At 33.9% G+C, this 26,959-nt stretch carries 24 protein-coding genes; 6 read left to right on the top strand and 18 right to left on the bottom strand.

Annotated features, from left to right (window positions below; translation table 11 throughout):
• Nucleotides 1–25: 25 nt before the first annotated feature.
• On the top strand, nucleotides 26–1,705 hold the full coding sequence (rnjA, locus tag ACHAJD_RS02085; protein ID WP_435584197.1) for a ribonuclease J1: 1,680 nt from the start codon (nucleotides 26–28) through the stop codon (nucleotides 1,703–1,705).
• Nucleotides 1,706–1,776: 71 nt separating this feature from the next.
• On the opposite strand, the gene ACHAJD_RS02090 is transcribed toward rnjA, so the two are convergent.
• The 18 genes from ACHAJD_RS02090 to thiI all read right to left on the bottom strand — a co-directional run bounded on the left by ACHAJD_RS02090 (nucleotide 1,777) and on the right by thiI (nucleotide 22,649).
• Nucleotides 1,777–4,104 (bottom strand): glycoside hydrolase family 2 protein, encoded by a 2,328-nt coding sequence (locus ACHAJD_RS02090; RefSeq protein WP_435584198.1) that lies wholly within the window; start codon nucleotides 4,102–4,104, stop codon nucleotides 1,777–1,779.
• Nucleotides 4,079–5,479 (bottom strand): glycoside-pentoside-hexuronide (GPH):cation symporter, encoded by a 1,401-nt coding sequence (locus tag ACHAJD_RS02095; protein WP_435584199.1) that lies wholly within the window; start codon nucleotides 5,477–5,479, stop codon nucleotides 4,079–4,081. The genes ACHAJD_RS02090 and ACHAJD_RS02095 overlap by 26 nt, the downstream gene beginning before the upstream one ends.
• Complete coding sequence (locus ACHAJD_RS02100) at nucleotides 5,463–7,802, bottom strand: alpha-galactosidase (RefSeq protein ID WP_435584200.1); 2,340 nt, start codon at nucleotides 7,800–7,802, stop codon at nucleotides 5,463–5,465. Before ACHAJD_RS02100 ends, ACHAJD_RS02095 begins: the two co-directional genes overlap by 17 nt.
• A 9-nt stretch (nucleotides 7,803–7,811) precedes the next feature.
• Complete coding sequence (locus ACHAJD_RS02105; RefSeq protein ID WP_435584201.1) at nucleotides 7,812–8,813, bottom strand: aldose epimerase family protein; 1,002 nt, start codon at nucleotides 8,811–8,813, stop codon at nucleotides 7,812–7,814.
• On the bottom strand, nucleotides 8,798–10,282 hold the full coding sequence (locus ACHAJD_RS02110) for a UDP-glucose--hexose-1-phosphate uridylyltransferase (protein WP_435584202.1): 1,485 nt from the start codon (nucleotides 10,280–10,282) through the stop codon (nucleotides 8,798–8,800). Before ACHAJD_RS02110 ends, ACHAJD_RS02105 begins: the two co-directional genes overlap by 16 nt.
• Nucleotides 10,283–10,294: 12 nt before the next feature.
• Complete coding sequence (gene galE, locus ACHAJD_RS02115) at nucleotides 10,295–11,266, bottom strand: UDP-glucose 4-epimerase GalE (protein WP_435584203.1); 972 nt, start codon at nucleotides 11,264–11,266, stop codon at nucleotides 10,295–10,297.
• Nucleotide 11,267: 1 nt separating this feature from the next.
• Nucleotides 11,268–12,437, bottom strand: a complete 1,170-nt coding sequence (locus ACHAJD_RS02120) for a galactokinase (RefSeq protein ID WP_435584204.1) — start codon at nucleotides 12,435–12,437, stop codon at nucleotides 11,268–11,270.
• 15 nt (nucleotides 12,438–12,452) lie between these two features.
• On the bottom strand, nucleotides 12,453–13,433 hold the full coding sequence (locus ACHAJD_RS02125) for a LacI family DNA-binding transcriptional regulator (protein WP_435584205.1): 981 nt from the start codon (nucleotides 13,431–13,433) through the stop codon (nucleotides 12,453–12,455).
• A gap of 107 nt (nucleotides 13,434–13,540) precedes the next feature.
• Nucleotides 13,541–14,422, bottom strand: a complete 882-nt coding sequence (locus tag ACHAJD_RS02130) for a 3'-5' exonuclease (RefSeq protein WP_435584206.1) — start codon at nucleotides 14,420–14,422, stop codon at nucleotides 13,541–13,543.
• Nucleotides 14,423–14,431: 9 nt separating this feature from the next.
• Complete coding sequence (uvrC, locus tag ACHAJD_RS02135; protein WP_435584207.1) at nucleotides 14,432–16,192, bottom strand: excinuclease ABC subunit UvrC; 1,761 nt, start codon at nucleotides 16,190–16,192, stop codon at nucleotides 14,432–14,434.
• Between the two features lie 93 nt (nucleotides 16,193–16,285).
• Complete coding sequence (gene rbfA, locus ACHAJD_RS02140) at nucleotides 16,286–16,627, bottom strand: 30S ribosome-binding factor RbfA (RefSeq protein ID WP_435584208.1); 342 nt, start codon at nucleotides 16,625–16,627, stop codon at nucleotides 16,286–16,288.
• Nucleotides 16,627–18,474, bottom strand: coding sequence for a translation initiation factor IF-2 (gene infB / locus ACHAJD_RS02145; protein WP_435584209.1), 1,848 nt, complete (start codon nucleotides 18,472–18,474; stop codon nucleotides 16,627–16,629). Before infB ends, rbfA begins: the two co-directional genes overlap by 1 nt.
• A 28-nt stretch (nucleotides 18,475–18,502) precedes the next feature.
• Nucleotides 18,503–18,796, bottom strand: coding sequence for a ribosomal L7Ae/L30e/S12e/Gadd45 family protein (locus ACHAJD_RS02150; protein ID WP_435584221.1), 294 nt, complete (start codon nucleotides 18,794–18,796; stop codon nucleotides 18,503–18,505).
• Nucleotides 18,786–19,064 carry an RNase P modulator RnpM gene (rnpM, locus tag ACHAJD_RS02155; RefSeq protein ID WP_435584210.1) on the bottom strand — a complete coding sequence of 93 codons (279 nt, stop codon included), beginning with the start codon at nucleotides 19,062–19,064 and terminating at the stop codon, nucleotides 18,786–18,788. The genes ACHAJD_RS02150 and rnpM overlap by 11 nt, the downstream gene beginning before the upstream one ends.
• Nucleotides 19,048–20,136, bottom strand: a complete 1,089-nt coding sequence (nusA, locus tag ACHAJD_RS02160; protein WP_435584211.1) for a transcription termination factor NusA — start codon at nucleotides 20,134–20,136, stop codon at nucleotides 19,048–19,050. The genes rnpM and nusA overlap by 17 nt, the downstream gene beginning before the upstream one ends.
• A gap of 9 nt (nucleotides 20,137–20,145) precedes the next feature.
• Nucleotides 20,146–20,580, bottom strand: coding sequence for a ribosome maturation factor RimP (gene rimP / locus ACHAJD_RS02165; protein ID WP_435584212.1), 435 nt, complete (start codon nucleotides 20,578–20,580; stop codon nucleotides 20,146–20,148).
• Nucleotides 20,581–20,688: 108 nt separating this feature from the next.
• Nucleotides 20,689–21,408 carry a TrmH family RNA methyltransferase gene (locus ACHAJD_RS02170; protein WP_435584213.1) on the bottom strand — a complete coding sequence of 240 codons (720 nt, stop codon included), beginning with the start codon at nucleotides 21,406–21,408 and terminating at the stop codon, nucleotides 20,689–20,691.
• Entirely contained in the window at nucleotides 21,405–22,649 is a 1,245-nt protein-coding gene (gene thiI, locus ACHAJD_RS02175; RefSeq protein WP_435584214.1) for a tRNA uracil 4-sulfurtransferase ThiI, read from the bottom strand. The genes ACHAJD_RS02170 and thiI overlap by 4 nt, the downstream gene beginning before the upstream one ends.
• Before the next feature lie 151 nt (nucleotides 22,650–22,800).
• Between thiI and ACHAJD_RS02180 the strand changes: the two genes are divergently transcribed.
• From ACHAJD_RS02180 to ACHAJD_RS02200, 5 genes are all read left to right on the top strand, one after another.
• Complete coding sequence (locus ACHAJD_RS02180; protein WP_435584215.1) at nucleotides 22,801–23,865, top strand: mechanosensitive ion channel family protein; 1,065 nt, start codon at nucleotides 22,801–22,803, stop codon at nucleotides 23,863–23,865.
• Nucleotides 23,866–23,876: 11 nt separating this feature from the next.
• Nucleotides 23,877–24,359, top strand: a complete 483-nt coding sequence (locus tag ACHAJD_RS02185; protein ID WP_435584216.1) for a GAF domain-containing protein — start codon at nucleotides 23,877–23,879, stop codon at nucleotides 24,357–24,359.
• 192 nt (nucleotides 24,360–24,551) lie between these two features.
• Nucleotides 24,552–25,151: a 30S ribosomal protein S4 gene (rpsD, locus tag ACHAJD_RS02190; RefSeq protein WP_435584217.1), complete on the top strand. Its 600-nt coding sequence runs from the start codon at nucleotides 24,552–24,554 to the stop codon at nucleotides 25,149–25,151.
• A 121-nt stretch (nucleotides 25,152–25,272) separates the two neighbouring features.
• The gene (locus ACHAJD_RS02195) at nucleotides 25,273–25,815 is read left to right on the top strand and encodes a DUF2812 domain-containing protein (protein WP_435584218.1); all 543 of its coding nucleotides are present in this window, start codon (nucleotides 25,273–25,275) and stop codon (nucleotides 25,813–25,815) included.
• Nucleotides 25,816–25,914: 99 nt separating this feature from the next.
• Nucleotides 25,915–26,955, top strand: coding sequence for a GNAT family N-acetyltransferase (locus ACHAJD_RS02200; protein WP_435584219.1), 1,041 nt, complete (start codon nucleotides 25,915–25,917; stop codon nucleotides 26,953–26,955).
• Nucleotides 26,956–26,959 lie beyond the last annotated feature (4 nt).

Consider the following 26,959-nt stretch of genomic DNA (forward strand, 5'->3'; position numbering starts at 1 on the left):
CGATGTTTTTTAGGAGGACACCATAATGCAACAATCAATTTTGAAAAAAAATGAAGTTGGTGTTTTTGCATTAGGCGGTCTTGGTGAAGTTGGTAAAAATATGTATTGTGTGGAATATCAAAACGAGCTTTTAATTATTGACGCGGGAATTATGTTCCCGGATGAGTATTTACTCGGTATTGATTATGTCATTCCAGATTATACCTATTTACTAGAAAATCAAGATAGAATTAAAGCCTTAATCATCACCCATGGTCATGAAGACCATATTGGTGGGATTCCGTGGCTTTTACGTCATGTAAAAATACCCAAGATTTATGCGAACGGTTTAGCCGTTGGCCTTATTAACAACAAAATGCAAGAACATAAAGGAATTCAATACAATTTATTAGAGTTTTTTGAAAATGATATCATTCGCTATGATCAATTAAGTGTGGGATTTTTTAGAACGAACCACTCGATTCCAGACTCATTTGGCGTAGTAGTTAGAACACCAGAGGGCAACATTGTCCATACTGGTGATTTTAAATTTGATTTTACACCAACTGGTCCTGATGCTGATTATCATAAAATGGCTAAATTAGGTCAAAAAGGTACGTTATTATTGTTAAGTGATTCAACAAATGCTGAACTTGATACGTTTACAAAAAGTGAACAAACCGTAAGTGAAAATATAAAAGATATATTCACTAAAATTGAAGGCCGCGTGGTTGTAGCAACATTTGCATCAAACATTCACCGTGTCCAACAAATTGTTGAAGCTAGTATTGCGACAAATCGTAAAATTGCAATATTTGGACGCAGTATGGAAAGAACGGTTGAAGTTGGTCAGTCGATGGATTATATCCGTGCACCTCATGGAACATTTGTAGGGGCTCGCGCATTAAGACATTTTGCGGCTAATGAAATTACCATTTTATGTACGGGTTCTCAAGGTGAACCATTTGCAGCGTTATCACGCATTGCAAACGGGTCTCATCGTGATATTAAAATCCAACCAGGTGATACGGTTATCTTCTCATCTAGTCCGATTCCAGGAAACCAAACCAGTGTATCTAAAACTATTAATCAACTCTTTAAACGCGAAGCAAACGTCATCACCCATTCACCACTAACTGATACGCATACTTCTGGTCACGCCGGAAATGAAGAGTTAAAGCTTATGCTAAAACTCATTAAACCTAAGTTTTTCATGCCAATTCATGGGGAATATCGCATGTTAAAAATCCATGCTGAAACTGGTATTGCTTGTGGGGTTGAGCGTGGGAATGAGTTTGTGATGGATAATGGCGATGTCTTAGCGATAACAAGTGATACTGCACGTATTGCTGGTAAAGTCCAAGCAGCCAATATTTATATAGATGGTAAAGGGATTGGCGATGTAGGAAATGTTGTATTAAGAGATCGTAAAGTCTTAAGTGAAGATGGTCTACTTAGTGCGATTGTAACTATTGATGAACACCGTAAAACACCAATGGGTAAACCTGTTATTATGTCACGTGGTTTTGTCTATATGAGAGATCACTCGGCATTAACAAATGAAATTAGTAATATGGTCCATGATTTAGTAGTAAGTAAGATTCAAAGTCAAAAAGGTGTGAACGTATCACAACTAAAACGTGATATAACTAAACTTTTAAATGATTATATTTTTACTAAAACTGAACGTAGCCCAATGATTTTACCTGTAATTAAATTAGTGTAAACAAAAACCTCGGTTAAATTAACCGAGGCTTTTTTTTAGGAAAAATATTGATTCATTCTCTACTTTTTAGACTAAAGCACTTCTATATTAAGTTTTACATTATTATAATGTTGGCTATCAATTTGAATCGTTGCCTTACCATTTTTTTTCGTTTTTACCCAAAATGTTTGAATACCACCTTGTAGGGCAATCGTTTTTGGGCCGATGATTTCAAGCTGTTCACTAACTTTAAGTTCAATGACTTCATTAGCATAAAAAGCACGTTCACCTAATGCGTTTTTTAGTTCTACTGTAATTTTGGCTACATCATAGGTTTTTTCAATTTTTAAGGTGTTCGTATTTACACTACTGACGATGCTATATTCATCGTTATAGCCTTTTAATTCTGTGCAAACAATTTGGTCATCCTTAATCCCTTCAAAACGGTAAACTTTAGCTGCCTCACCCCAACCGCCAATATAGCGTGTATATAAACGGACAGCATCTTCAAACTTAAGTTTATATTTAAACAGTATATACGCCATCTGAAGTTTATGGTAAAGACTCATTTTCAACCCGTTTTCAAGTGTTTTTAATAAGATGTTTTTAATTCGTGTTGCATCACGGGTATTAAAAGCTTCATTATCATGAATTTGATTACCGATAAAATCTTTTATTACAATCGGTGGATGTGGGAGATTTTTATAAGGTGAATCTTCCTTTGTGAAAGTGCCTAAATAGACATCGTTTTTATAAACTTTGACGGCCTCTAGATTTGTTGCAACAATCACTTCTTTTAACTCACTATTAGGTAATTCTCCAATATGCACCATAGATAATACTTTCATGTAATTAGCCTCACCCTGTGAAGCATATACACTCGCCGCATATTTTTCATTACGATTAAAATCTAGCACGCCATGATAACAAATATGATCATTACTTCCAAAATCTTTATGGGTATTATAATCATGCATACACCAACCAATGGCACCCATCAATCCTTTCATTTTATAAGCATCATTAAGTACTTTAAAATGACGCTTTGCATGATTGATGCGTTTAGTTTCATCATCAAATGATTTGGTAGGATACATGTGTCCGTTATATTCTGTAATTAAATAAGGATTTTCTTTTTTTGTCATTTTCTTCTTCTTACTTAATCCTTCATTGTCGCCACGGTGGTAAAAATCATTAACAGTATAGATATCTTCAAGCAACTCACTATGCCCAAAATATCTTACACCGCCAGTTATTCTAGACGGATCAATGTTTTTAACTAAGTCACGTGTTTTAGCATAGAAAGTGTGATCGTCGGTCGATTCATTAATACGTGTGCCTATCATGACGATACTTGGATGATTATAATCTGTCATTACTAGACTTTCTAAATCTTTAAGTGCTTGTTTTTTCCAAGCTTCATCGCCGATATGTTGCCACCCTGGTAGTTCTGTAAAAACCATGATACCAAGTTCATCACAACGGTCTAAAAAATGTTTACTTGGCGGGTAGTGTGAACTACGAACAATATTAACCCCTAGTGTATATTTTAATATCTCAACATCATCATATTGGGCACGTTTTGGCATAGCATAACCCACATGAGGGTAATCTTGATGACGGTTCAATCCTCTTAAAAAGATTGGTTTATCGTTTAAGTAAAAAGCATCTTTAGTAACACGAAGCGTTCTTAATCCAAATCGTGTTTCATGCACACAATGGTTATCTACATATGTTTTTAATGTATAGAGTTTTGGATTATCAACATGCCATAGTGTAAGGTCATGATTTTCTGTTATTTTGACTGGATACTTTAACTGTTCATTAATTTCAAAAGTTTTAATGACTTTACCTTCGTCCAATATTTCAAAGCCTATGGTGTGGTTATCTTCTGTTAGCGCATTTGGATAAAGTTTTATATGTAAGGCACTTTTATCACCATGAACATGAACGGTGTTAATGGTATCTGTTGGGGTTTCTAAAAGAGTAACTTCTCGGTAAATACCCCCAAAAGTTAAATAATCAACCACATGGCCAAATGGCGGAAGGGTCGGATTTTCTTTTGCATCTACTTCTACATATAAGCTATTTTCCCCGTCAACTGAATCATTAGTGATTTCTACTGTAAATGTGTTGTACCCACCTTTATGGGATAGGATTAATTCTTTGTTTAAATAGACCTTTGCGGTGTGCATCACGCCTTCAAAGACGATAAAGTACCTTCTTTGAGGAATTTTCTCTAGTTTAAACGCTTTTTGATAGCTGCTCTTAAACTGATAGCTTGTTTCATCAAAGTAGTTTGTAGGTAACACCTTGTGCGTGTGAGGGATATGAATGATTTCTCCTTCAAAGCCTAAGTAATCTTTTTGATCTGCAGGATATTTAAATGTCCAATCAAAGTTCAAGGGCATCTTCATCATAGTTGCCACGCTCCCTTAATTCTTCTACGATTTTTTCGTAGGTTGCTTCGTTTAAAATATGTTTTTTATTAAAAATATACAGTGATATTAATAGCCCAATAACTGGGAGTACAAACATTAAAATGCGCATGCCATAAATCGTAATTAATCGTTGTGGTTGATGGATATCATCAATCGATGGAATAAAGGCAAATATTTCTAACCCTAAACCAATGACGCCTAAACTAAGTCCCATCGCAAGTTTTACTATAAAGGTTTGAACACTAAAAGCAATGGCTTCACTGCGTTCACCTAGTTTATGTTCACCGTATTCAACAGTATCGGATAGTAAAACTGTTTGAAGGACCATTTGTAGGCCTTGTCCAAAAAAGATTAAAGCCCCAATTGCAAAGACTAGTATAATAATATTATTTAAAATAAATGCATTAGCTAGCAACATGATAAATCCAATCATTTGTAAGATGATTGAAACATTAAAAATTTGTTTACGTTTAAACTTCATTTTAAACAAAGGAAAACATAATGACCCAATGACTTGTAAAACACCGCCTATAGCAATGAAAACAAAGTATAAATCTTGATTTCCAATATCATAAATAATAAAATATACAGCCATTCCGCTGGTTGTAAATAACACAAAATTAGCAATTAAAATAACTATCATTACAACGAGTAACTGATCATTTTCTTTTAAAAGTTCAAACATGCGTTTTAGTGTGGTTTTTTGTTCGTTTTTTGGAACGACGGTTTCTTTTACTGTAAATACAAGCAATAACTCACTAAAGAAAAATACAAGTGAGACGATGATACTTAAATAAAATAATCCATTAATTTGAGCAGTAGGCGTTGACCCTCCACCTAAAAATGATGCTAGATTTAAGTAGCCTGCTGCAATAATAAAATACCCTATACTTGTAAAGAACCTGGTTAAAACGGTTATGGTTTCGCGGTCTTTTTGTGATTGGGTAAGCGCTGGGATCATTGACCAAAAGGGAATATCCATTAAGGTATAGGTCATGCCCCATAATGTATACATGACTGTAATGTATATATACATTCTTAATGTATCTACCCCTAAGTTAGGATTTAAAAATACGAATACTAAAATAATCGCATTTAAGAATGAACCAATTAATATCCATGGTCTAAATTTTCCCATTTTAGTATGGGTATTTGAAACAATTCCGCCCATGATAGGATCATTAACCGCATCCCAAACACGGACTAACATCATCATGGTTCCTACAAACAAAGGACTGATTCCGATTAAAGCTGTAAAATAAAACATCATGACTGTACTCATGGCAAACATGGCATCTTTACCTAGTCCACCAAATGCAAAAATAAATTTAGAACGTTTACTCACCGTTTCCATACGGCACCTCTTCTATTAAATATAGTCTTGAACTAAAATCAAGCATTAATCGTGCTTTTTCGTGATACCCAGTCCCGGTTAAACGGTGAGGTAAAACAAGCCCTTTATGCATTAGATTCCTTCCTGATTCATAAGTTTCAAATGGTTCTACTTCTAGTAAATATCTATTTGCAAGAAAATTGAAAATACTTTTATTAGCATCTAGTTTTATCGGCATTGCATGTTTAATTAAATCACCAAATCGTTTTAGATTTTCGTATTGCTTACGCATGGTAACATGGTAGTTTTTGGTGTCGTCAAGCCCTGTTAACTTAAATGATTGAAAAGGTGGATTAGGGGTTGTGAGACCTTGAAAAACACCAAATATCGCTTTACTTTTTGTTTCATCAACAACTAAGAATCTTATGTCATTTTCATTTTTACTTAAATCGTAAAATGTCCCATATTGCAATACATGTCTATGTGTTTTATAAAAAGCAATTTGCTTTTTAATAATTTTTTTACTAAACGGTGTTAAGGTTTTAGGATCTAGTTCATATCCTAGTAAGCCAAATGCAGCGACATTAAATCTTGTTTCAAGTGGCATATGCCTAATGGTTTGATGCGCAATATCCGCATTAACATGATTAGACACCGTTGATAATGGATAACCTAAATAAGTTCCCGATTGAATTTTTAATCGCTCATAGGCATCGGTATTATCGCTTGTCCACGCTTGAGGCATATAGTAATGCATGCCTAAATCAAAACGATTGCCACCGCTTGCACAAGATTCGAATAAAATAGATGGATGTTTTTCTTTTAATCTTGTAAGCAACTGATAAAGGCCTAACGTATATAAATGAACGAGTTTTCCCTGATGATTCTTTGTTAAGTAATTACTATAAAGATCACTAAAATTACGGTTCATATCCCATTTTACATAATCAACATTCGTCTTTGAAAATAACGTATCTAAGGTATGAAATAAGTAATCAACAACTTCAGGATTGCTTAAATCAAGTATGAGTTGATTACGTCCTAATGCAGGTTTGATTAAGGGGTGTTTTATGGCCCAATCTTCGTGACTTCTATATAACAAACTATCCGGATTGACCATTTCTGGTTCAACCCATAGGCCAAATAGTAAGCCTTGTTTTTTTATGGCATTTGAAAAATGTGCTAACCCTTTTTTAAATTTTCTCGGGTGTTCTACCCAATCGCCAAGGGATGATGTGTCATCATCACGTTTTCCAAACCATCCGTCATCTAAGACGAATCCTTCAATCCCGAGTTTTTTTGCTTGCTTGGCGAGGGCTAAGAGCTTTTTTTCATTAAAGTCAAAATAGGTTGCTTCCCAGTTATTAATAAGTATTGGACGGTCTTGTTTATTGTTAGAAATACAGGCTTCAATAAATTGGTGCATATTTTTTTGAACACCGCTAATCCCATCAGGTGAATAAATTGCGACCGCTTCTGGGGTAATAAAATGTTCACCTAAGGCTAGTGCCCATTTAAAGTCAAAACTGTTAATGCCCATGTTTACGCGTAACAAGTCATGGGGTGATACCTCAATATTCGCTTCAAAATTGCCTGAATATATAAGATTAAAGCCGTACACATCGCCAGCAAACTTTGTGGCATCAAGGTGCTTTAACATGAAAAATGGGTTATGATCACTTGAAGATACACCTTTTTTACTATCAATCTTAACGATGCCATAATCAAGCTTACGCTCATGTTGGTGGCGTTCTTTAATCCAAGCCCCATCTAATGTAATTAGTGAATATTCTTTCGACTTAAAATCAAAATTAGCACTTAACATTTTATCTAAAGTTAGTGGGGTTTTTTCATGGTTAAAAAGTTCAATATTTCTAACCACTACATTGAACTTTGGATAAACCGTATAATTGAGTTTCAATTCGATATTGTAAGTCACTTCTTTTAAGGTTATTTGTAAGGTCTCTTTTTTTCTTGCTTGCGGTAAATCTTTAAACGATAAATCCTCAATAATTTCATAAGTACTATAAATAAAGTCTAAACTTCTGTACCCATCATTAGTTTCAATATGAATGGTCGGTTCTTTATAATCTCCTTTTCCATAGGTCGCAAGTTCAAGTGGCGTGATATTTAAATTAATTGGTTTATCAAGTTTTGCATAGGTTGTTGAACTACCTAGTTCTAAAAAAGGTGATTGATCAAAATCAGCTAGATTGATGGATTCATCTAGTTTTGCTCCAAAGTGCAACTGTAATAAATGCTTACTAGGTCCGATTCCAATTACATAAGATGCCTTATCCATCCTAAGATGAAACAACTGTTTGGATTCATCAAAATATATCATAGTGCCCTCCTAAAAAACTTTATAACTAGTTTTTTGAATATGTTTGGTTTTTGCTTTATGAATGCTCCTTGGAAATTTCATAAAATTAATATCATTTGGATAATGTTGTGTTTCTAAACACACTGCAAGATGGGGATAATCTTTAATCCCATTTTCTAGTGGGCGATCAGTTAAAAAGTTATTCGTATAAACAACTAAAGTATCTTGGTTGGTTTGAATCACTAAACTACGTTTACTTTTTGAATCATGTAAAGTGATGGTTTTGTTATCTAGTAAAAAAGGATGATCCAAACCTAATTGAGGGGTTTTTTTGAGTGGAATTATAGCGTCTTTTAACCGCTTAGGTTTTCTAAAATCAAACGGTGTATGGGAAACGCCTTTTAATGATTTAGTGATGAATTTTTCATCTAAATCGCCGTATAGATGGGCTGTGATTTTTAAGGTGTGATTTAGTACATCTTCTTTCAAATTTCCACTTAAATTAAAATAAGTATGGTTTGTGAAGTTCGTTACTGTATCATGATTTGAGTATGTTTCATACGTTTGGTAAAGCGTGTTCCCTTTAATTTCAAAGATAATCTTAATATCTAGATCTCCTGGAAACAAACTATCTTTTTGCTGCTTTTTTGAGGTGAAGATAATGGTATTATCATTTTGAATTAACACATCATACATGATGTTTTGAAGATTACTTTTACCGCTATGTAAATTGGCGTGGTCTAAAAAGTTTTTATCTAAAATAAATGTTTTTTCATTTATTTTTAGTTGTGCAGGATAAATACGCCCTGCATATGGGCCTACATGTGCGCCTAAATGTTTGGGATTATCAAGGTAATCAGCTTCATTTTGGTAACTCATGACAATGTTTTCAAAAACACCGTTTTTATTTGGCGTTAACCATTTAATTATGGAGGCCCCATGACTTGAAAAGGTGATTTCTTGATAAGCATTTTTGTAGGTGTAATAGGCATATGGCGTTTCTTTGGATAGTTTATTTATTTTGGTAAACATGCTAACAAATCCTTTACAAATTGATTGAAGTGTTTGAGTCCAGTTTCTGTTTGTTTAAATACGCCACAGTCTTCTAGACCTTCAATAAACTCTTTTGCGACATTTTCTTCAATAAATCTGTCGATGTGTGATGGGTTAAAGGTTAATTTCTTTAATGTTTCTATCCAATCTTTATAAGGGGTAATATTATCAAATGTAGTCTTTTCTTTTAACAGTATCGCTTTGATTTCTTGTAAGTCTTCATCTAAACGTCCTGGTAAGATAGCAAGGCCCATAACTTCAATTAAGCCAATGTTTTCCTTTTTAATATGATGGTGACTTTGATGGGGATGAAAAATGCCATCAGGGAAATCATCACTTGTGCGGTTATTTCTTAAGGCAATATCAATGATATAGTGGCCTTGTTGTTTTCTAGCTATAGGGGTAATTGCGTTATGGGGTGTTTCATTTGTATAAGCTTGAATGCCTTGTGCGCTGTTTTCATAAGCTAACCAAGTCGCTCTTAAATGTTCTGCATGTTTTATAAGCATTGCTTTGTCTGGGCTAGTTAATCTAATTACACTTAGTGGCCATTTTAAAAGTTCGTATTTAACGTTTTCTTCTTGATAGGTATTTAATATGGCTGCATGATAAATAGGAAAATCGGCATTCCCACCTTGATAGTGTTCGTGATTTAAAATAGAACCGCCTACTATCGGTAAGCCAGCATTTGATCCCATAAAATAATGTGGCATTAAATCAATAAAATCTAGAAGACGTTTAAAGGTTTTTATACTGATTTCCATTGGTATATGGTCTTCATGCAATAAAATGGCATGTTCATTATAATAAACATACGGTGAATATTGTAAGTAGAAAGGTTCTTCGTTAATGGCTAATTTAATCACGCGATGATTGCTTCTTGCGGGATGGTTTAAAGAACCATAATAGCCAACATTTTCCTTACAAAGTAAACAATCTGGATAGTTGGTTTTTTCTTCTTTTAATGCTAGGGCGATTGCTTTAGGGTCTTTTTCAGGTTTTGATAAGTTAATGGTGATGTCAATGCCTCCATAAACAGAAGAAACCGTAAAGGCTTTATTTTTAGCAATACGGGCAGTTTTAATATAATTGCTAGCGATGCTTTTACGGTAAAAATCTTTGGTTGCTAGAATGGGATTATCTTTAAGGAGTGCCATAAAATGCACTTGATAATCGCTTGGTTTTGATGTGAAAATATCCATAATCAAACTTTCAATAAGATCGCGTTCGATTATAGAATTACTTTGAATCAGTTTGTTTTTATAAGCTAAATCTAAAAGTGGTGACAGGATTTCATCTATGGGTTTATTGGTAGCCTCGGTTTTTGTGTACCCTGTTGGCTTAATATGAAGTAAATGGGTTAAGCGGTTGTAAACATAACTCGTATCAATTTCTTCTATTAGTTTATGTCTAATGGCATAGGTAATCAGTTCGTTTATGGCCTGCATGATATCATTCCTTTACGCTTTATTTTTGAAGTATTTATACGCTGATTCAATCATAGTTTCAAGGGTTTTTGTCGGTTGCCATGCTAATAAGTCATACGCTAATTGGTTACTAGCAATAAGTTTTGCAGGATCACCTGCACGACGGGGTTCAATCGTATAAGGTACTTTTATCCCCGTAATTCTTTCTGTTGCTAGGATCACTTCTAATACACTATAACCTGAAGAAGATCCTAGGTTAATGATTTCATTTTTTTTATGTTTGGTTAAATAGTCTAATGCTTTAATATGGGCATCCACTAAATCTTCAACGTGGATATAATCTCTAATTGGGGTACCATCAGGGGTTGGGTAATCATTGCCAAACACTTTTAAAGGCGCACCCTTATGTAACACACTTTTGATGACGTTAGGAATTAGATGGGTTTCAGGATTATGATTTTCACCGATAGATCCGTCATAATAAGCCCCAGCAACGTTAAAATATCTTAAGGTAATATAGTTAAGTGGTGTGGTCTTGCTAAACCATTTAAGCATTTTTTCGATGGCAAGTTTGGTTTCTCCGTATGGATTTTCTGGGGTTTCTTCCATGGTTTCTGTAATGGGTTGAACTTCTTTGGTTCCATAGACCGCAGCGGTTGATGAGAATATGAGTTTATGGACGTGTGCAGTCGCCATCGCCTCTAATAAGGCGCGGGTACCTTCAACATTATTTTGGTAATATTTGAGTGGCTTTTCTACACTTTCACCCACAAGACTAAATGCCGCAAAATGCATAACCGCTTCTACTTGTTCTTTTTTAAACACCTCAACAAGGGCTGATTCATCATGGGTTGCTATTTGATAAAAAGGCACCTCACTTGGAATCGCATACTGAAAACCGGTTGATAAATTATCGACAACGATAACGTGATGGTTTTGGGCTAGTAGCATTTTCACAGCGTGTGAACCAATATAACCAGCTCCACCAGTAACACATATATTCATTTTAAAAATCTCCTTCTAGTTTTCTAACACCATCTGATGCATCTGATGCAATGATATCGAGTTCTTTTTTAAAGAGTTTGTAATACGCTTCTTTTAACGCGTCAAAGTTTTTAGGGAGTTTATCATTTTCATATAACGCAATCATCGTACCACCAAATCCCGCACCGGTCATTCTAGCCCCAAGTGCGCCTTGGGATATGTGATAATCGACAAGGTAATCTAGTTCTTCACAAGATACTTCGAATAAGTATTTAAGTGATTCATGGGATTGATTCATAAAATCACCAAACATTTTAATATCATTGAATTCTAAGGCATCTCTTGCTTGGATTGTACGGTGATTTTCGAAAACAACATGTTCAACGCGTTTAATGGTACTTGGATCGTTTAAGGTGTCTTTTAATTTACAAAATGAGGTGATATCTAAATCACAAAGTTCTTTTATCGGTCTTAAACGTAAAAAGTGCTTTCTCCCAACTTCTACGGCTTGAGCACGTTCGTTGTATTTTGAATCCACTAAGTTTCTTAAACGATTCGTATTCATTAAAACCAGTGTATGGTCTTTTAGTTTAAATGGTACATATTCATGGGTTAAGTTTTTAGTGTCTAAGAAAATGGCATGATCTTTTTTACCAAATGCGATGGCATACTGATCCATTATCCCACTAGATAACCCCATGTATGAGTTTTCTACATATTTTGCGTATTTTACAAGTTTAAGTAACTCAATATCGAGGGTATTTTCTTGTTCTAATATTTTACCAATTAATAGTTCAATTGAAGCACTAGATGATAGTCCTGCACTGGTAGGTAGGTCTCCATAAATATAAATGTTAAGCCCTTGGCTTACATCGTGTTTTTCCCATTTTAGTTTGTAGATCATCCCTTTTATATAATTTAAGTAAGATGCATCAGGATGATAATCAAGGTGATCTAAATCGGTAGATAGTATCCCTAAGTCTTTAAAGTTTTCTGAAAATATTTTAAATGTCTTATCCTCTCTTTTAGAGACACTTGCATATGTTCCAACTGTTAATGCCATAGGTAAAACGTGGCCACCACTATAATCTACATGTTCTCCGATTAAATTGACACGTCCTGGTGAAAAATAAAACGATGTTGCTTCTTGATTAAAAATCTCAAGATGACCCTTCATAAGTTTTTCTTTCATCAATATTCCTCCCTTTTATGCCGATTGGCGAATAATAAGTTTAGTTGGTATTATTTTTTTAATAGGTAACTTATTTGGATAGTTTAAGCGTTGAATTAATGATTGTAAAGCTTCTTCACCCATGGCTTCTGTGTATACTTTAAGTGTCGTAAGTGAAGGATGGGTATAAGCAGCTTGAGCAATATCGTTAAACCCTATAATCGCGATATCTTTTGGTACATTTAAGCCTTTTTCATGAACGGCTTTTAAAGCCCCGATTGCGATTGTATCACTGGCACAAAAGTAAGCGGATGCTGGAGTGTCTTCTAAGGCTTTTTTCATTAGTTCATAGCCACTTTTAATAGAAAACTGATCAATATGGAAGTGACGCGGATTAAGAAGATTACGTTCTAGTAAATATTGTCTTGTGTAACGCTCACGGTGTTCACCCAATATTTTTTCTTTTTCTTCACTTTCAACGCCACCAATAAATCCTATTTCATTATGGTTTTTACTAACTAAGTAATCAAGGACGATTTGGACGCTTTTTTGATAATCAATCATGACACTATCGTAGACTTGTGGGTTAAATGAACAATCTACGAATACAATGTGATTAGATACTTTTTTTAATGTATTTTCTTCTTGCTTATTAAAACGACCAATACAAATTAACCCGTCAACGCCTTCTAATTTAGTTACATCATATTTACCATTTTCTTTATACACTGTCATGATAAATATATGTTCACGTTCTGCAAGGCGTTCAATGCCGTGCCTTATTTCCATAAAATATGGATCGCTTAGTTCATCGTGCTTTTTCATCCATATGACGACGCCGACTAAACGTTTTTTGATTTTTTGTGACTTACTTTGGTAGTTTATTGACTTAGCGTATTGTAAAATGGCTTCTTTAGTTTTTGGGCTTACACTTAATGTTTCATCCTGGTTTAAGACCCTTGAAACTGTTGTTATTGAGACATTAAGTTTGCTTGCAATGTCTTTCAATGTCGCCATAACACACCTCTTTTCAGTAAAATTATATCTTCATTTTACTACTTTATATAGGCTATTTCAAGGTTAAATATAATAAAAAAAAAGTAAAATTATAGTAAAATTTTACTTCATTCTTTTAGTGGCTTTATTTCAACCGATTCTGTTCCGTTTAAAACAGCTTTGAATCCATTAAATATTTTACGTGTCATCATAGCATCTTCTAATGCATCATGGCGTTGGCTATCAATAGTGTATCCATAAAGTTTATAAGCATTTGCTAAACCCAAATCATTTTTTAAGCTATATACATTTTTATGCAGTTGTAATAAGTTTACAAATCGCGTGTGTTTATGCAAACTTTCTACTTTGTTTATCTCGTAAGCATCTTTTAATGCGAGGTGATCGTTTTTACCCCAAACAATAATCGCAGGTTGATGGTGTTTTATGATTTTTTTAAAATGGTTATAAAACACATTAAAAGAAACCCCTTGGTCCACATCCTCTTGTTTTAAATCTAAAAATTTAAGGGTACGTTTGGTTAGAGTCGGGTGAAGGGTTGGTTTAACAAAACACATATATTTTTCAATGACTTCATCGTTTTCGTTTGTCAAAACGTAACCAACTTGAATAATTTCTTGTATGAAATCTTTATCGACTTTATAAGGATGCATGGCCATTTCAAGATCTAAAAACATCTTATTTTTCAGTGAATTAATAAATTTTTGTGTGTCTTTTGATAAAACTTCTTGGCTATATAAAGTATATACCATGCGCGAGGTTTGGGTTGAAATTTTTATAATATCAACAGCTGTATATTTATGTATCTTTTTATTTGGTTGACGAATCTTTACAGTCAGTGAGATACGGTTATTGAAATTAAAATATTTCATATAACGCGCAAACATCGCACGTTGAAAATAGACATACTTTTGATCTTTTCTTGTTTGAATGACAATGATTCTGTTTTCTTCATCAATGGCTAATATTTTACCGTGTGTTTGTATTTGCATAAATATCACCTAGTCTTCTTTCTTTAATGCTAATTGAATGGCTTCGATTGTTTTTTTAGGAATGCCTAAGGCTTTAAAATCTTCAAATGTTGCTTGTTTCATATTTTGAATGGTTTTAAAATGTTTGAGTAGTTTCTTTTTAGTGGTTTCGCCTACACCATCAATATTATCTAGTATGGTTGAATAAATGCCTTTAGAGCGAAGATTTTTATGGAAATTTATGGCAAAACGATGGGCTTCTTCTTGGATGAATGATAACAAGTGAAACAACTTTGATTGGGGTGAGAGTTCTATTTCGGTGTCTGAGGCATCAATTAAATGATGTGTTTTGTGGTTGCTTGATTTAACAAGTCCAGCAATTGGAATATTAAGGTTTAATTCTTTAATGACTTGTTTGGCTGTATTTAACTGATGAATGCCTCCATCAACAATAATTAAGTCTGGTTGTTTTAATGAATCATATAAAACGCGTTGATAGCGTCTATACAGTACTTCTTTCATTTGCTGAGTATCCCCAGACTGAATGTTACTTGTTTCTAGTTTATATTTTCTATAATCATTTTTTGACGGTTGTGCATTTTTAAATACGACCATACTACTCACTGGATAACTTCCAAAAAGATGAGAGTTATCGAAGGCTTCAATATGGTATGGGGTTGGAATATTTAATAATTCTGCAAGCTCATCTAATGCACCAAACGTTTTTTCCATTTGACGTTTAATGATTTGAGTTTGTTCACTTAGTGATTGCTTTGCATTGACAAGTGCTAAATCCAGCAATTGTTTTTTTGGACCTCTAACAGGTGTAATAACCTGGGTATCAAATAAATCTTCTAATGTTTTAAGTAACGAATTTTCATTCGTTAATATTTCTTTTGGAATAGGATAGGCTTGATAAAACTGAATTAAGTAATCTAGAACCGATTGATCTTTTTCTAAGTAATAAGGCATGAGTTTTTTATCACGGGCACTAATTTTACCATTTCTTATAAAGAAAGTATCAAGGGCTACATGTTCATCATCTGTGGCAACCGCGATGATATCTCTATCTTTCAAATCGCTTAGGTTAACGACTTGTTTACTGGTTGTGGTTTGAATGGCTTCGATGGTGTTTTTATATTCCATTGCGCGTTCAAACTCAAGGTTTTCACTCGCTTCATACATTTGTTTTTCTAATGACTTGATTGTTTTTTGAATATCGCCTTTTAAGAAGTTACTGATTTCTTTTTCAATAGATTTATATGTTTCTTTTTCCACTTTATTGATGCAAGGCGCTAAACATTGTCCTAAATGATAGTATAGGCATGGTTCTTTTGGAAGTTTGTGGCATTTTCTAAGGGGATAAAGTTTATTTAAAAGTTTTAATGTATCACGTGCTGCTTTAACATTTGGATAAGGACCAAATAGGTTTTTGTTTGTTTTATTCATTGGTCTAGTGACGACTAGTTTAGGATGACGCTCATTAGTGATTTCAATATAAGGATATGATTTATCATCCGTGAGTAAGATATTATACCTTGGTTGATATTTTTTAATGAGATCAATTTCTAAAATAAGCGCTTCAAGTTCTGTGTTGGTAACTATATAATCAAATGATTCAATGGCTTGAATCATTTTAGTTGTTTTATAATCGTGTGAGCCTGTAAAATAGGTTGTTAGTCTATTTTTAAGATTTTTAGCTTTACCAACGTAAATGATATTGCCATAAGTATCTTTCATCTGATAAGAGCCCGGTTTTGAAGGGACAAGTTTTAGTTGTTCTTTTATCATAGACATCCTCCTATTTAAACTATAACTATTATAGCATTTTTTAGCATCTCATGAAAAGAAATGAAAAAGATGTCGGAAATTCCGACATCTTACTTATTTATCGTCTTTAATAACTTTTTTAAGTCCTGATTCTATACGATTTCCATAATCTAATGATTCATCGTATTTGAAAATTAGTTCAGGCATTTTTCGCATTTGAACTTTTTTACCAAGTGCAGAGCGAATGAATGATTTTGAACGATCAAGCGCTTTGATAACCGCTTCTTTTTTACCTTTATCTAAGTTTGTGTAATAAATTGTTAAGTAAGATAAATCATTCGTAAGTTTGACGGCTGTAATTGTAATAAACTCTACAGCTGGATCTTTAACTTCTGTTCTTAATATTTCAGTTAACGAGCGCGTAATATTTGATTCTAATCTAGCGTGTTTTGACATTAACGTGAAACCTCCTTCATGATTGAAGCCTCAATAAGATCGCCTTCTTTGATATCATTGAATCTTTCTATCATTATACCACATTCAAAGCCTGAACGCACTTCCTTCACGTCGTCTTTGAATCTTTTAAGACTTGCAAGGTTTCCTTCGTATACGACAATACCATCTCTTAAGACGCGTACTAAAGCATCTCTTTTTATGTAACCATCTGTTACAAAACACCCCGCAATGGTCCCAACACGGGAGACTTTAAATGTTTCTCTTACTTCTGCTTGGCCTGTAACGATTTCTTTAAACTCAGGGTCTAGTAACCCTTTCATCGCAAGTTCTATTTCTTCTAGTGCTTTATAAATAATATTGTATAAACGAATTTCAATGCCTTTTTCAGCAGCCATATCACGAACAGCGGCTGCAGGACGAACATTAAATCCTAATATTATTGCATGGGATGCTAATGCTAAGGTTACATCTGTTTCAGTAATGGTTCCAACGCTAGAACGAATAATTTCAATTTTTGCGCCTTCAACATTTATATTTTCAAGGGATGATTTTAATGCTTCGATTGAACCATGTGTATCACCTTTTACAACTAAACGTAACTCTTTGGTGTCACCTTCTTGTGCGTTTGCGAACATTTCATCTAAGCTCATTGCTTTAGAAACACCACGTTCTTCTTGCCAAGTACGGTGTGTACGAGATTCAGAAATTTGACGGGCTTCTTTTTCATCACTAAATACCATAAATGCATCACCTGCTTGAGGGACATCATTTAATCCGGTGATTTCAACTGCCATACTTGGTAAGGCTTGATCGAGTTTTTCACCTAAATCATTGGTCATCATACGCACACGTCCGTGTGTGTCACCAACAACGATAATATCGCCTGATTTTAGTGTACCGTTTTGAACGAGTAAGGTTGCGATTGGTCCGCGCCCTTTGTCTATTTTAGATTCAATAACAGTTCCTGATGCTAAACGGTTTGGATTGGCTTTAAATTCTTTAATCTCCGCAGTTAGTAAAATCATTTCAATGAGTTCACTAACTCCTTCACCTTTTAATGCAGACATTTCAACAAAAACTGTGTCTCCACCCCAGTCCTCAGCAAGTAAACCAAATTCTGTAAGTTCTTGTTTGACACGTTCAGGGTTAGCGCCAGGACGGTCCATTTTATTTACTGCAACAATAATAGGACATCCAGCGGCTTTAGCATGATCGATTGCTTCGCGTGTTTGTGGCATAACCCCATCATCTGCGGCTACAACTAATACCGTAATATCCGTGATGAGGGCACCACGTGCTCTCATTTCTGTAAAAGCTGCATGGCCTGGTGTATCGATGAATGTAATGGCTTTGCCTTCTGTAATATATTGGTAAGCACCGATATGTTGCGTGATGCCACCTGCTTCACCTTCAGTAACACGAGCGTTACGTATGGTATCAAGTAATGTTGTTTTCCCATGGTCAACATGACCCATAATTGTAACAACTGGTGGACGTTCTACTAAGTCTTCATCTTTTTCTTCAACTTTGATTTCATCAAAACGTGTGATATCGGTTATGACTTTGTCTTTTAGCTCCATATCATATTCTAGGGCAATAAGTTCAGCAGTGTCTCTGTCTAGACTTTGATTTTGTGTCGCCATAATACCAAGCATCATTGCTTTTTTAATGACATCAGAAATTGGCTTTTTAACCGCTTCTGCGAAATCAGAGACCGTCATATTTGGTGTGTAATATACCGTGCTTTCTTGGGGCTGGATTTCTTGTGATGGTTTTGGTATGCTTCGTTGTCTGGTTTCTTGAGCTTTTCTTGGTTTTTTGATGTGTTTTTTTGATTGCTTTTCCATCAAAAGTCACCTCTTTCTTTGAAATTTATTAGCGCTTGATTTGTTTAATGAACTGTGGATCGTTAAGCGCTAAAACTTTTCGGTTATTTTTACCAATGGCTTTTGAAAGCTCATCGGTTGTAAAATCTTTGATAATTTCCACTTTGTAAAAACTTGCTTTATCATTGATTTTTTTAGTTATATTTTCACCTGCATCGTTCGCAAGAAATATAAGTAATGGTTTTTGTGCTTGAAAACTTGAAAGCACTCTACCTTCACCATCTACAATTTTGCCTGCACGTTTTGCTAGGCCTAATAAGCTAAGGGTTTGTTTAGAGTTCATCTTCATCGATTAACCTTAATAACTCTTCATAAATCGATTCATCAATGGTAACTTCTAAATGTCGATCAAGTTTTTTTGTTTTTTGGGCTTTTAAGATGACACTTTTAGATTTTTTCAAGTAGGCACCTCTCCCGTTTTGTTTACCTGTTAAATCGATAAACACTTGGTTTTCATTATTTTTAACAATACGAATGAGTTCTTGTTTTGGAAAACGTTCGTTGGTTACTACACATTTTCTTAGTGGGATTTTTTTAACTTTCTTGTTCATCATCTACATCAAGCCTACGGTAGTTAATTCCGAGTTCTTTTGCGTCTGAAATACTTTTAATATCAATTTTCCATCCACTAGATTGTGCAGCTAAACGAACATTTTGTCCTTTAGAACCAATCGCACTTGTAAAATCTTTATCTTTAACAATAACCACACAAGATTTTAATTTTTTGTTTGGGTTAATTGCTACAATTTTTGCAGGTTCTAACGCATTTTTAATCAGTTCTACTGGGTCTTTAGACCATTCGAAGATATCAACACGTTCACCTTGTAACGCTTTTAATACATCGTTAATACGTTGACCTTTATAACCAACAACTGCGCCAACAGGATCTACATGTTCGTCATGGGAATAAACCGCAACCTTACTACGATCTCCAGCATCACGTGAGATGCCCATAATTTCTACAGTGCCATCTTGAATTTCCGGCGTTGATTGTTCGATTAAACGTTTAACAAGGTTTTTATCGTTACGTGATACAAATATTTTTGGGCCTTTAGGAGTCATTTCAACTTTAGTAACATAAACTTTTAAACGCGCATTAATACGAATATCATCACTTTTTAGTAATTCTTTTCTAGGAAGACTGGTTTCTTGATTATGGCCTAAATCTAGGGTCACAAAGTCTTTATTTACTGCGATAATCTCTGCAGTAATCATTTCGTTTTCACGTGCTTTAAAAACTTCATAGACTTTTTCACGTTCAAGTTGTTTCAATCCTTGTGTTAATATTTGCTTAACACTAACTGCAGCTATGCGGCCAAACTCTTTAATCTTAATTTCTCTAGTTAACGTTTCTCCAACTTTAATGGTTTTACGTTCTAATCTAGCATCTTTTAAAGCAATTTGTCCTTTATCAGATACTTCTTTTACTACGAGTAGATCTTCAAACACTAAAATTGTTTCTTTTTCTGGTTGGAATTCGATTCGAACATTTTCGTTATAATCTAGTTCCTTTTTTACAGCGTTTAAAATTCCACGTTCCATGACTTCTAAGACTTTATCTTTATCAAGTCCACGGGTATCTGAGATGGCATTTAGTGCTGCGAAAAACTCTTTACTTTTCATAATAGCCTCCTAAAAATTAATCGCTAAACGGATCGTGGTGATTTCCGCTTTTAAGATTGTATGGGTTCTTCTATTTTTTTCTTTAACGGTAATGGTTTCATTAGTTAAGGATTCTAAAATCCCTGATAATTCTTGATCAAAGGTTTTAACGTATATATATTTTCCCAGTGCGCGCTTGATTTCTTCATCGTTACGAAGGAGTCTTTCTGCACCAGCACTAATGACTTCTAAGCTATAGGCTTCTTCAATAGGATCGGTTTCATCTAAATAAAGTGAGACAGCTTCTGAGACTTTAACGCAATCGTCAATATCGATGCCTTTTTCATGATCGATTTCAACACTTAAAACTTTGCCTTCTTCTTCACGTTTTTCGTACAGTAAATCGTAAAGCTCAAAGCCTAAATCTTCAACGATTTTTTGTATATCATTTTTTAATTTTTCCATTTTTATCCTCCTTATGTCATTAAAAAGAGCGGGTATCGACCCACTCCTCTAACACATATGCAAAAATATTGTATCATAAGTGATTTTAAAAAGCAAGGTTTTGCCTTCTTAAAGGGTAATAAATGATTTGCCTCCAAGCGTGTGCATTAAAATACTTCCTGCAATCGCAACATTTAAAGATTCCACAGTTTCTGTAGGAATTGAAATCGTGTAATCCGCTATGGCTATCGTTTCATCTTTTAAGCCTTGTCCTTCATTTCCTAAAATGAGCGCAAATGGCGGAATTGGTTTAGATAAACTACTTTTTTTATCTTTTACATGGGTGGCATATAACGTATGTTTTTTATTTTTTTCCTTAAAACTGACCGTATCTTCAAAAAGTAATGAGAGTTTAAAGATTGCACCTTGCGTGCCTCTTAGTACTTTTGGGTTATAAGGATCTACCGTTTGATCTAATACGATGGTTTCAAACCCAAAAGCTAGCGCACTTCTTAATAACGTGCCTAGATTGCCAGGGTCTTGAATATGTTCTAAAATAAGGACTTTATCTGAGATATTTGTGGATATTTTTTGATGACATAAGGCAATGATTTTAGGTGGGTTTTTAGTGTCTGTAATTTTTTTCATTACATGGTCTGCCACTTTCGTTGCATTTCTAAATTTTGGGTGATCTATGGTTGAATAGACTTCACTAATAACATTAGCCTTCAAAGCTTCAAGTACTAGATGTTCGCCTTCAACAATAAACTTTTTCTCTAGATCACGATACTTTTTTTGTTGGAATTTAGCGAGTTTTTTAATGGTTGGATTGTCGACACTTGTTATCATGATTTCACCTCTTGATAGTGCTTATAAGCTTCTACGACAGTTAAGCCGTGTTCTGTTAAATCAATGGTTGAATTCGGTGTGATCTCTAAGGTAATGATATTTTCAAGAATATCTTCGATGATGGTTTCATAATCAAATAAACGTTCATATCGATTGGCATAGTAATCTCGCGGGGAGGTACTTGGTTGACTCGGTACATAGATACTACAACAATCATCAAATGGACGAATACTAATTGCATAACAATCAATCATCTTAGCATACTTAATAATTTCTATTTTATCCATCGTAATTAAGGGTCTTAAAATTGGGCGGGTTGTGACTGCGTTAATGGTATTAATACTATCTAAAGTTTGACTTGCAACTTGTCCGATGCTGTCTCCTGTAATAATGGCTGGTGTATGATCGATTAATGCAAATTTATCGGCAAGCCGTATCATCATTCTACGCATAATCGTAATATGATAGGGCTCTGGAACTAGGTTTAATATTTCTTTATGTAAGTGAGTAAAAGGGACCAAATGAAGTTTCATAGTTGATTTTTCTGCGTAAACACTCATTTTTTTTGTTAAGTCGATGACTTTTTGTACAGATTCAATACTAGTTAGTGGGGTTGATTCAAAGTGAAACCCCTCAACTTGAACCCCTTGCTTCATGGTTAAAAAGCCCGCTACTGGCGAATCGATACCACCAGAGAGTAAGAGTAAGCTTTTCCCTGCAATGCCTACAGGGAAGCCTCCTAGGCCTTTAATCTTGTTTAAATAGATATAAGCTTTATCTTTACGTATTTCTATATATAAGGTTAAATCTGGTTCCGTTAAATCTACACTTAACCCCTCAAAGGTTTTTAATAAGAACCCACTTACTTTTTTAGATACTTCCATCGAACCAATTGGATAAAGTTTATCGGCACGTTTCGTGTCTACACGTAAGGTTGCTGGTTGTTTAAATGCAGATTTAATTAAATCAATCGCTACAGATTCAATGGAACTTAAATCAGTTTTTGAGGATACAACAAGTGAAAAGCTCGCAATGCCGCTTATTTTTTTTAGTTGTGTTATAATCGGTTCGTACGGTTGGTTATTTAAATGAATATAAAGTCTGTCGTGTTGACGTTCATAGGTTAGATTCGTATTACTTATTTTGAATTGAATGCTTGCGACAGCTTTATCAATAAACTTCTTTTTATTCTTACCTTTAAGCGTTATATCGCCATAACGTATAAGGATGATATCATACATAAGGTTCACTCCTTGAACTATAAAAAATCTATCTTTGATGCTTTAATAGTATAATCTTATTTCTTTTATAATTCAATGAATAATACTTTTTGAAGTCACCTTTTTGTGTTACACTTAAATTAATCAATTTATAGAGATTAGAGGAGAAAATATGTCAATATTATCATTATTTTTAACTACCCTTTCTACACGTGTTGCGACCATTTCAACAATTATTATCGTCATGATTGTAATTGGTGTTTTTATTGCGCATTATTATTTTATTGAATCGCATAAAGAAGATATAAAAAGTAAATATATCGTTTCTATTTACATAGTATTGTTTTTAATCTTAGGTGCTGCTATTTTTGGAATTTTAAGCGTTTGGGGCTATGATGTTAGTGACTACTTAATTGCACTTGCAGATGGTGTTACCGTTACATTAGAAGGCAGTGTCCCTAAAATAGTGGGTACGTTAGTTTCTGTTTTATTAGGCATGATGTTTTATAAAATTAGTAAAATTTCATTATTTAGACTTGGGAGAAAACCCTCAAATAATCAGCGTAGAAAAATAACCATAGCTAAAATATCTTTAAGCGTTGTTAAATACCTCATTGTAATCATTACTTTTTTAGTTGTTTTATCGATTTGGGGCGTTAATGTTGCACCTGCACTAGCTGGTCTTGGTATTTTAGGGTTAGTTGTTGGGCTTGGAGCATCAAAATTTATAAATGACTTAATTAGTGGATTCTTTATTATTTTTGAACATCACTTCGATGTCGGTGATTGGGTAGAAATTGGCGGATTTATGGGTGAGGTTGTCGATATAGGGTTAAAAACAACAAAAGTGAAAAACTTTAAAGGTGAGCTCCGTATTTTCAATAATGGGAGTATTGATCCTGTTTCTAATTTCTCTCGTTTTGAATCGCTTGCTATTGTCGAGTTTGGGATTGCCTATAAAGAAGATATCGCTAAAACCATTGAAATACTTTCTCAAGAACTTCCTTCTATGCAAAATGAGCATCCTAATATGTTAGAAGGCCCTAGGATTTTAGGCGTTACAGAACTTGCTAATAGTAGTGTAAATTTACGTGCTGTATGTAAAGTTAAAAGCATGACACAATGGGCCATTGAACGTGCCATGCGTCAACGTATTAAAGAAATATTAGTGCAATATGGTATTGAAATTCCATTCCCACAAATTGTCTTACATAATTCAGTTAAAGAATCTAAATAAGAGGTTATATTATGTTTACAAAACAATCCCTTTCTTCAAATAGAGAAGAAAATTACACTTTGCTTGAATCAATGCTAAAAGCGTTTATCGTTAAGGAAGAAAAAGCTGTGACTATGTTATCAAATGTAAGTGCCTTACTCAATGTGTTTATGGATGAAATTAACTGGGTAGGATTTTACTTAAAAGATGATGAAAAATTATATCTTGGTCCTTTTCAAGGATTACCTGCTTGTACTGAAATAAAGATTGGCCAAGGGGTTTGTGGGACAAGCGCAGCTAAAAAAGAAACGCTTATCGTTGATGATGTTCATGCCTTTCCTGGACACATCGCTTGCGATAGCGCAAGCCAAAGTGAAATTGTTGTGCCCATCGTTATTGATAATGAAGTCTATGGAGTAATTGATGTTGATAGTCCTGTTAAAAACCGCTTTAACGCACTAGATAAAAGATTATTAGAAAAAGTCGCTACCTATATTGTTGACTTTCTCAAATAATTGTTATATAATGCTTACGCATGTGTAATAAAGGCAGCTACATAAAACGTTTTAAGATCACTGAATAATCCTTAGTAGTAGGGTTCCTAAGTAGTCTCTGCTGGCGAGATGAAATAGGTTAAATTATTCTGTCCTTGAAAAGTTTATGACTCGCTTTTCATGTAGAAAAAAATCGAAAAGGAGGAATACAATATGTCACGCTATACTGGACCAAGCTGGAAAATTTCCCGTCGCTTAAAACATTCTACTTTAGAAACTGGTAAAGAATTAGGACGCCGTCCTTATCCACCAGGTCAACACGGACAAAGAAGAACTAAAATAAGTGAATACGGAATGCAGCTACAAGAAAAACAAAAGGTACGTTTTACTTACGGTGTGAACGAACGTCAATTCAGAAAAACGTTCAATGAAGCTAAAAAATTATCAGGTAGACAAGGTGAAAACTTCTTATTCTTATTAGAATCAAGATTAGATAACTTAGTTTATCGTGCTGGTTTTGCGAAAACACGTCGTCAAGCACGTCAACTTGTAAGTCATGGACATTTCTTAGTTAACGGTAAGAAAGTAGATATTCCATCATATCGTGTATTACCTGGATTTACGGTAACTTTAAAAGAAGCTTCACGTAAAGTACCGATTATCGTTGAGAACTTAGATTCAGCGGTTGAACGTTTAGGTTTTATCGAGTTTGATGAAAATACTTATACTTTCACTTATGTACGTTTCCCAGAACGTAGTGAAATCTTATCTGAAATTAAAGAAAACTTAATTGTTGAGTTCTATAACAGATAAATTACTAAAGGCGCCTTTAAGCGCCTTTTTAATTTATCTAGTAGGCTTGACAAAGTAAGATACTTTGGCTATATTAAGTGTGGTAGAAACGAAATTAACTTATCATCACAGGGAGGCTCTAATGAAAATACGCAAATTTAAACTTTTTTTCAGTCATGAAAAAGAAGAAATGTGGTTAAATCACCTAGCAAATAGTGGGTATCATTTGGTTGATAAAACATGGTTCAGCTATCTTTTTATTAAAGGCGCACCGATGACATATACTTACAGAGTAGAGTGTCTTCCTCAACCATTTAATTCCAATAAAAGCAATACCTATATTGCATCTTTAAAAGAACTAGGTGTCGAAGTAATTACCCATCAAGGACGATGGGTATATATGAAAAAGGAAACTGCTAAAGGGCCATTTAATCTTTATAGTGATATCAATACAAAAATCAATTATTATAAGGAAATAAGAAGGGTTAGATTAATAGTCTTACTACTGAACTTAATCGTTGGGGTTCAATTACTTAACATGAATGTAGTTGCGTTTGCATTTAACTTTTTACGTGTTATTTTTATTGTTGGTTGTTTTAGTGTGGTCATTCTTTTGACGATTTCAAATATTTTATTAACTAGAAAAATTAGTTTACTAAAAAGAAGTAACATGTTAATTAAATAAATCTCTGTAACAGAGATTTTTTAATTAGTTAAACTTATGCTATCTATTTTTTTCATTTAAAATTATAATTAAATTAATTTACAATAAATTGGAGGTTTTATGGACATACTTTTTCCTTTACTATCTTTGATTATCGCAATTTTATCATTATCAATTTCATTCATTTTAGCTAAGAAAGGATCTGAAACAACTTCATACTTAAATATTGATAAGCAGTATTCTGATTTACTTAGAATCGCTTTAGATTACACCGATTTAAGGCGACACCAAAAAACGATACAGTTTTACAAAGAACCTGAAGATAGTGAGTTTAGAGCACGCTATAATGTTTATGCCTATATGACATGGAACTTAATTGAAACGATTTTCGATATGCAAAAGGATAAAGAAGGTAGATTTAATCTATCCTCAACTTGGTTGCCAGTAATGTTTGAGGAAAACCGATTGCATTATTCATGGTTTAAACATAATATTAAGTTATTCAAAACTGATTTTCAAAACTTTGTGACAAGTGAACTAAATGACATTGAAATGATCGTTGGAACTGTCAATGATTTAGCGGATGTTTACAAAAGCATGTTAAATAATTTTCCTAAGCATGAGCTCAAAAGTCAATCTCATATTGAAGTGCTGATGCATAGAAATAATTATCGTTTATTATTGGCTAGACATAAAGTATTTAACCAAATCATAGGGTTTGCGTTTGTCTATGAAAATCAAAATCATGATTTTGTATGGTTAGATTATATGGCAATTGATCCTTTATATCAAAATGCAGGCTATGGTACTTTACTATTTAATAAACTTCTTAATATGATAGAAGAAAAACATTATGGGATTTATTTAGAAGTTGAAATACCTAACGAAGAAGACCAAAAATATATACAACAGTTAAGTCGTATACGTTTTTATAAGCGTTTAGGTGTTAATATTTTATCTGATCAGTATGTGTTTCCTAATAACTTAGGTGGAGAGCCTATGTACTTGTGTTTTAAACCGTTAGGAAACTTGAATAACTTACCAAAAGATCAAATTAAAAAAGCGGTTATGGAAACATTTGACTTTATTCATGGTGATGTTGAAATGCGCCACGAACATTTTAAACGTTTTATGCCCGCTATTAGTGATGTTAAATTCTAAAAAA

The organism is Liberiplasma polymorphum (assembly GCF_043951795.1).
Lineage (GTDB): Bacteria > Bacillota_I > Bacilli_A > Izemoplasmatales > Izemoplasmataceae > Liberiplasma > Liberiplasma polymorphum.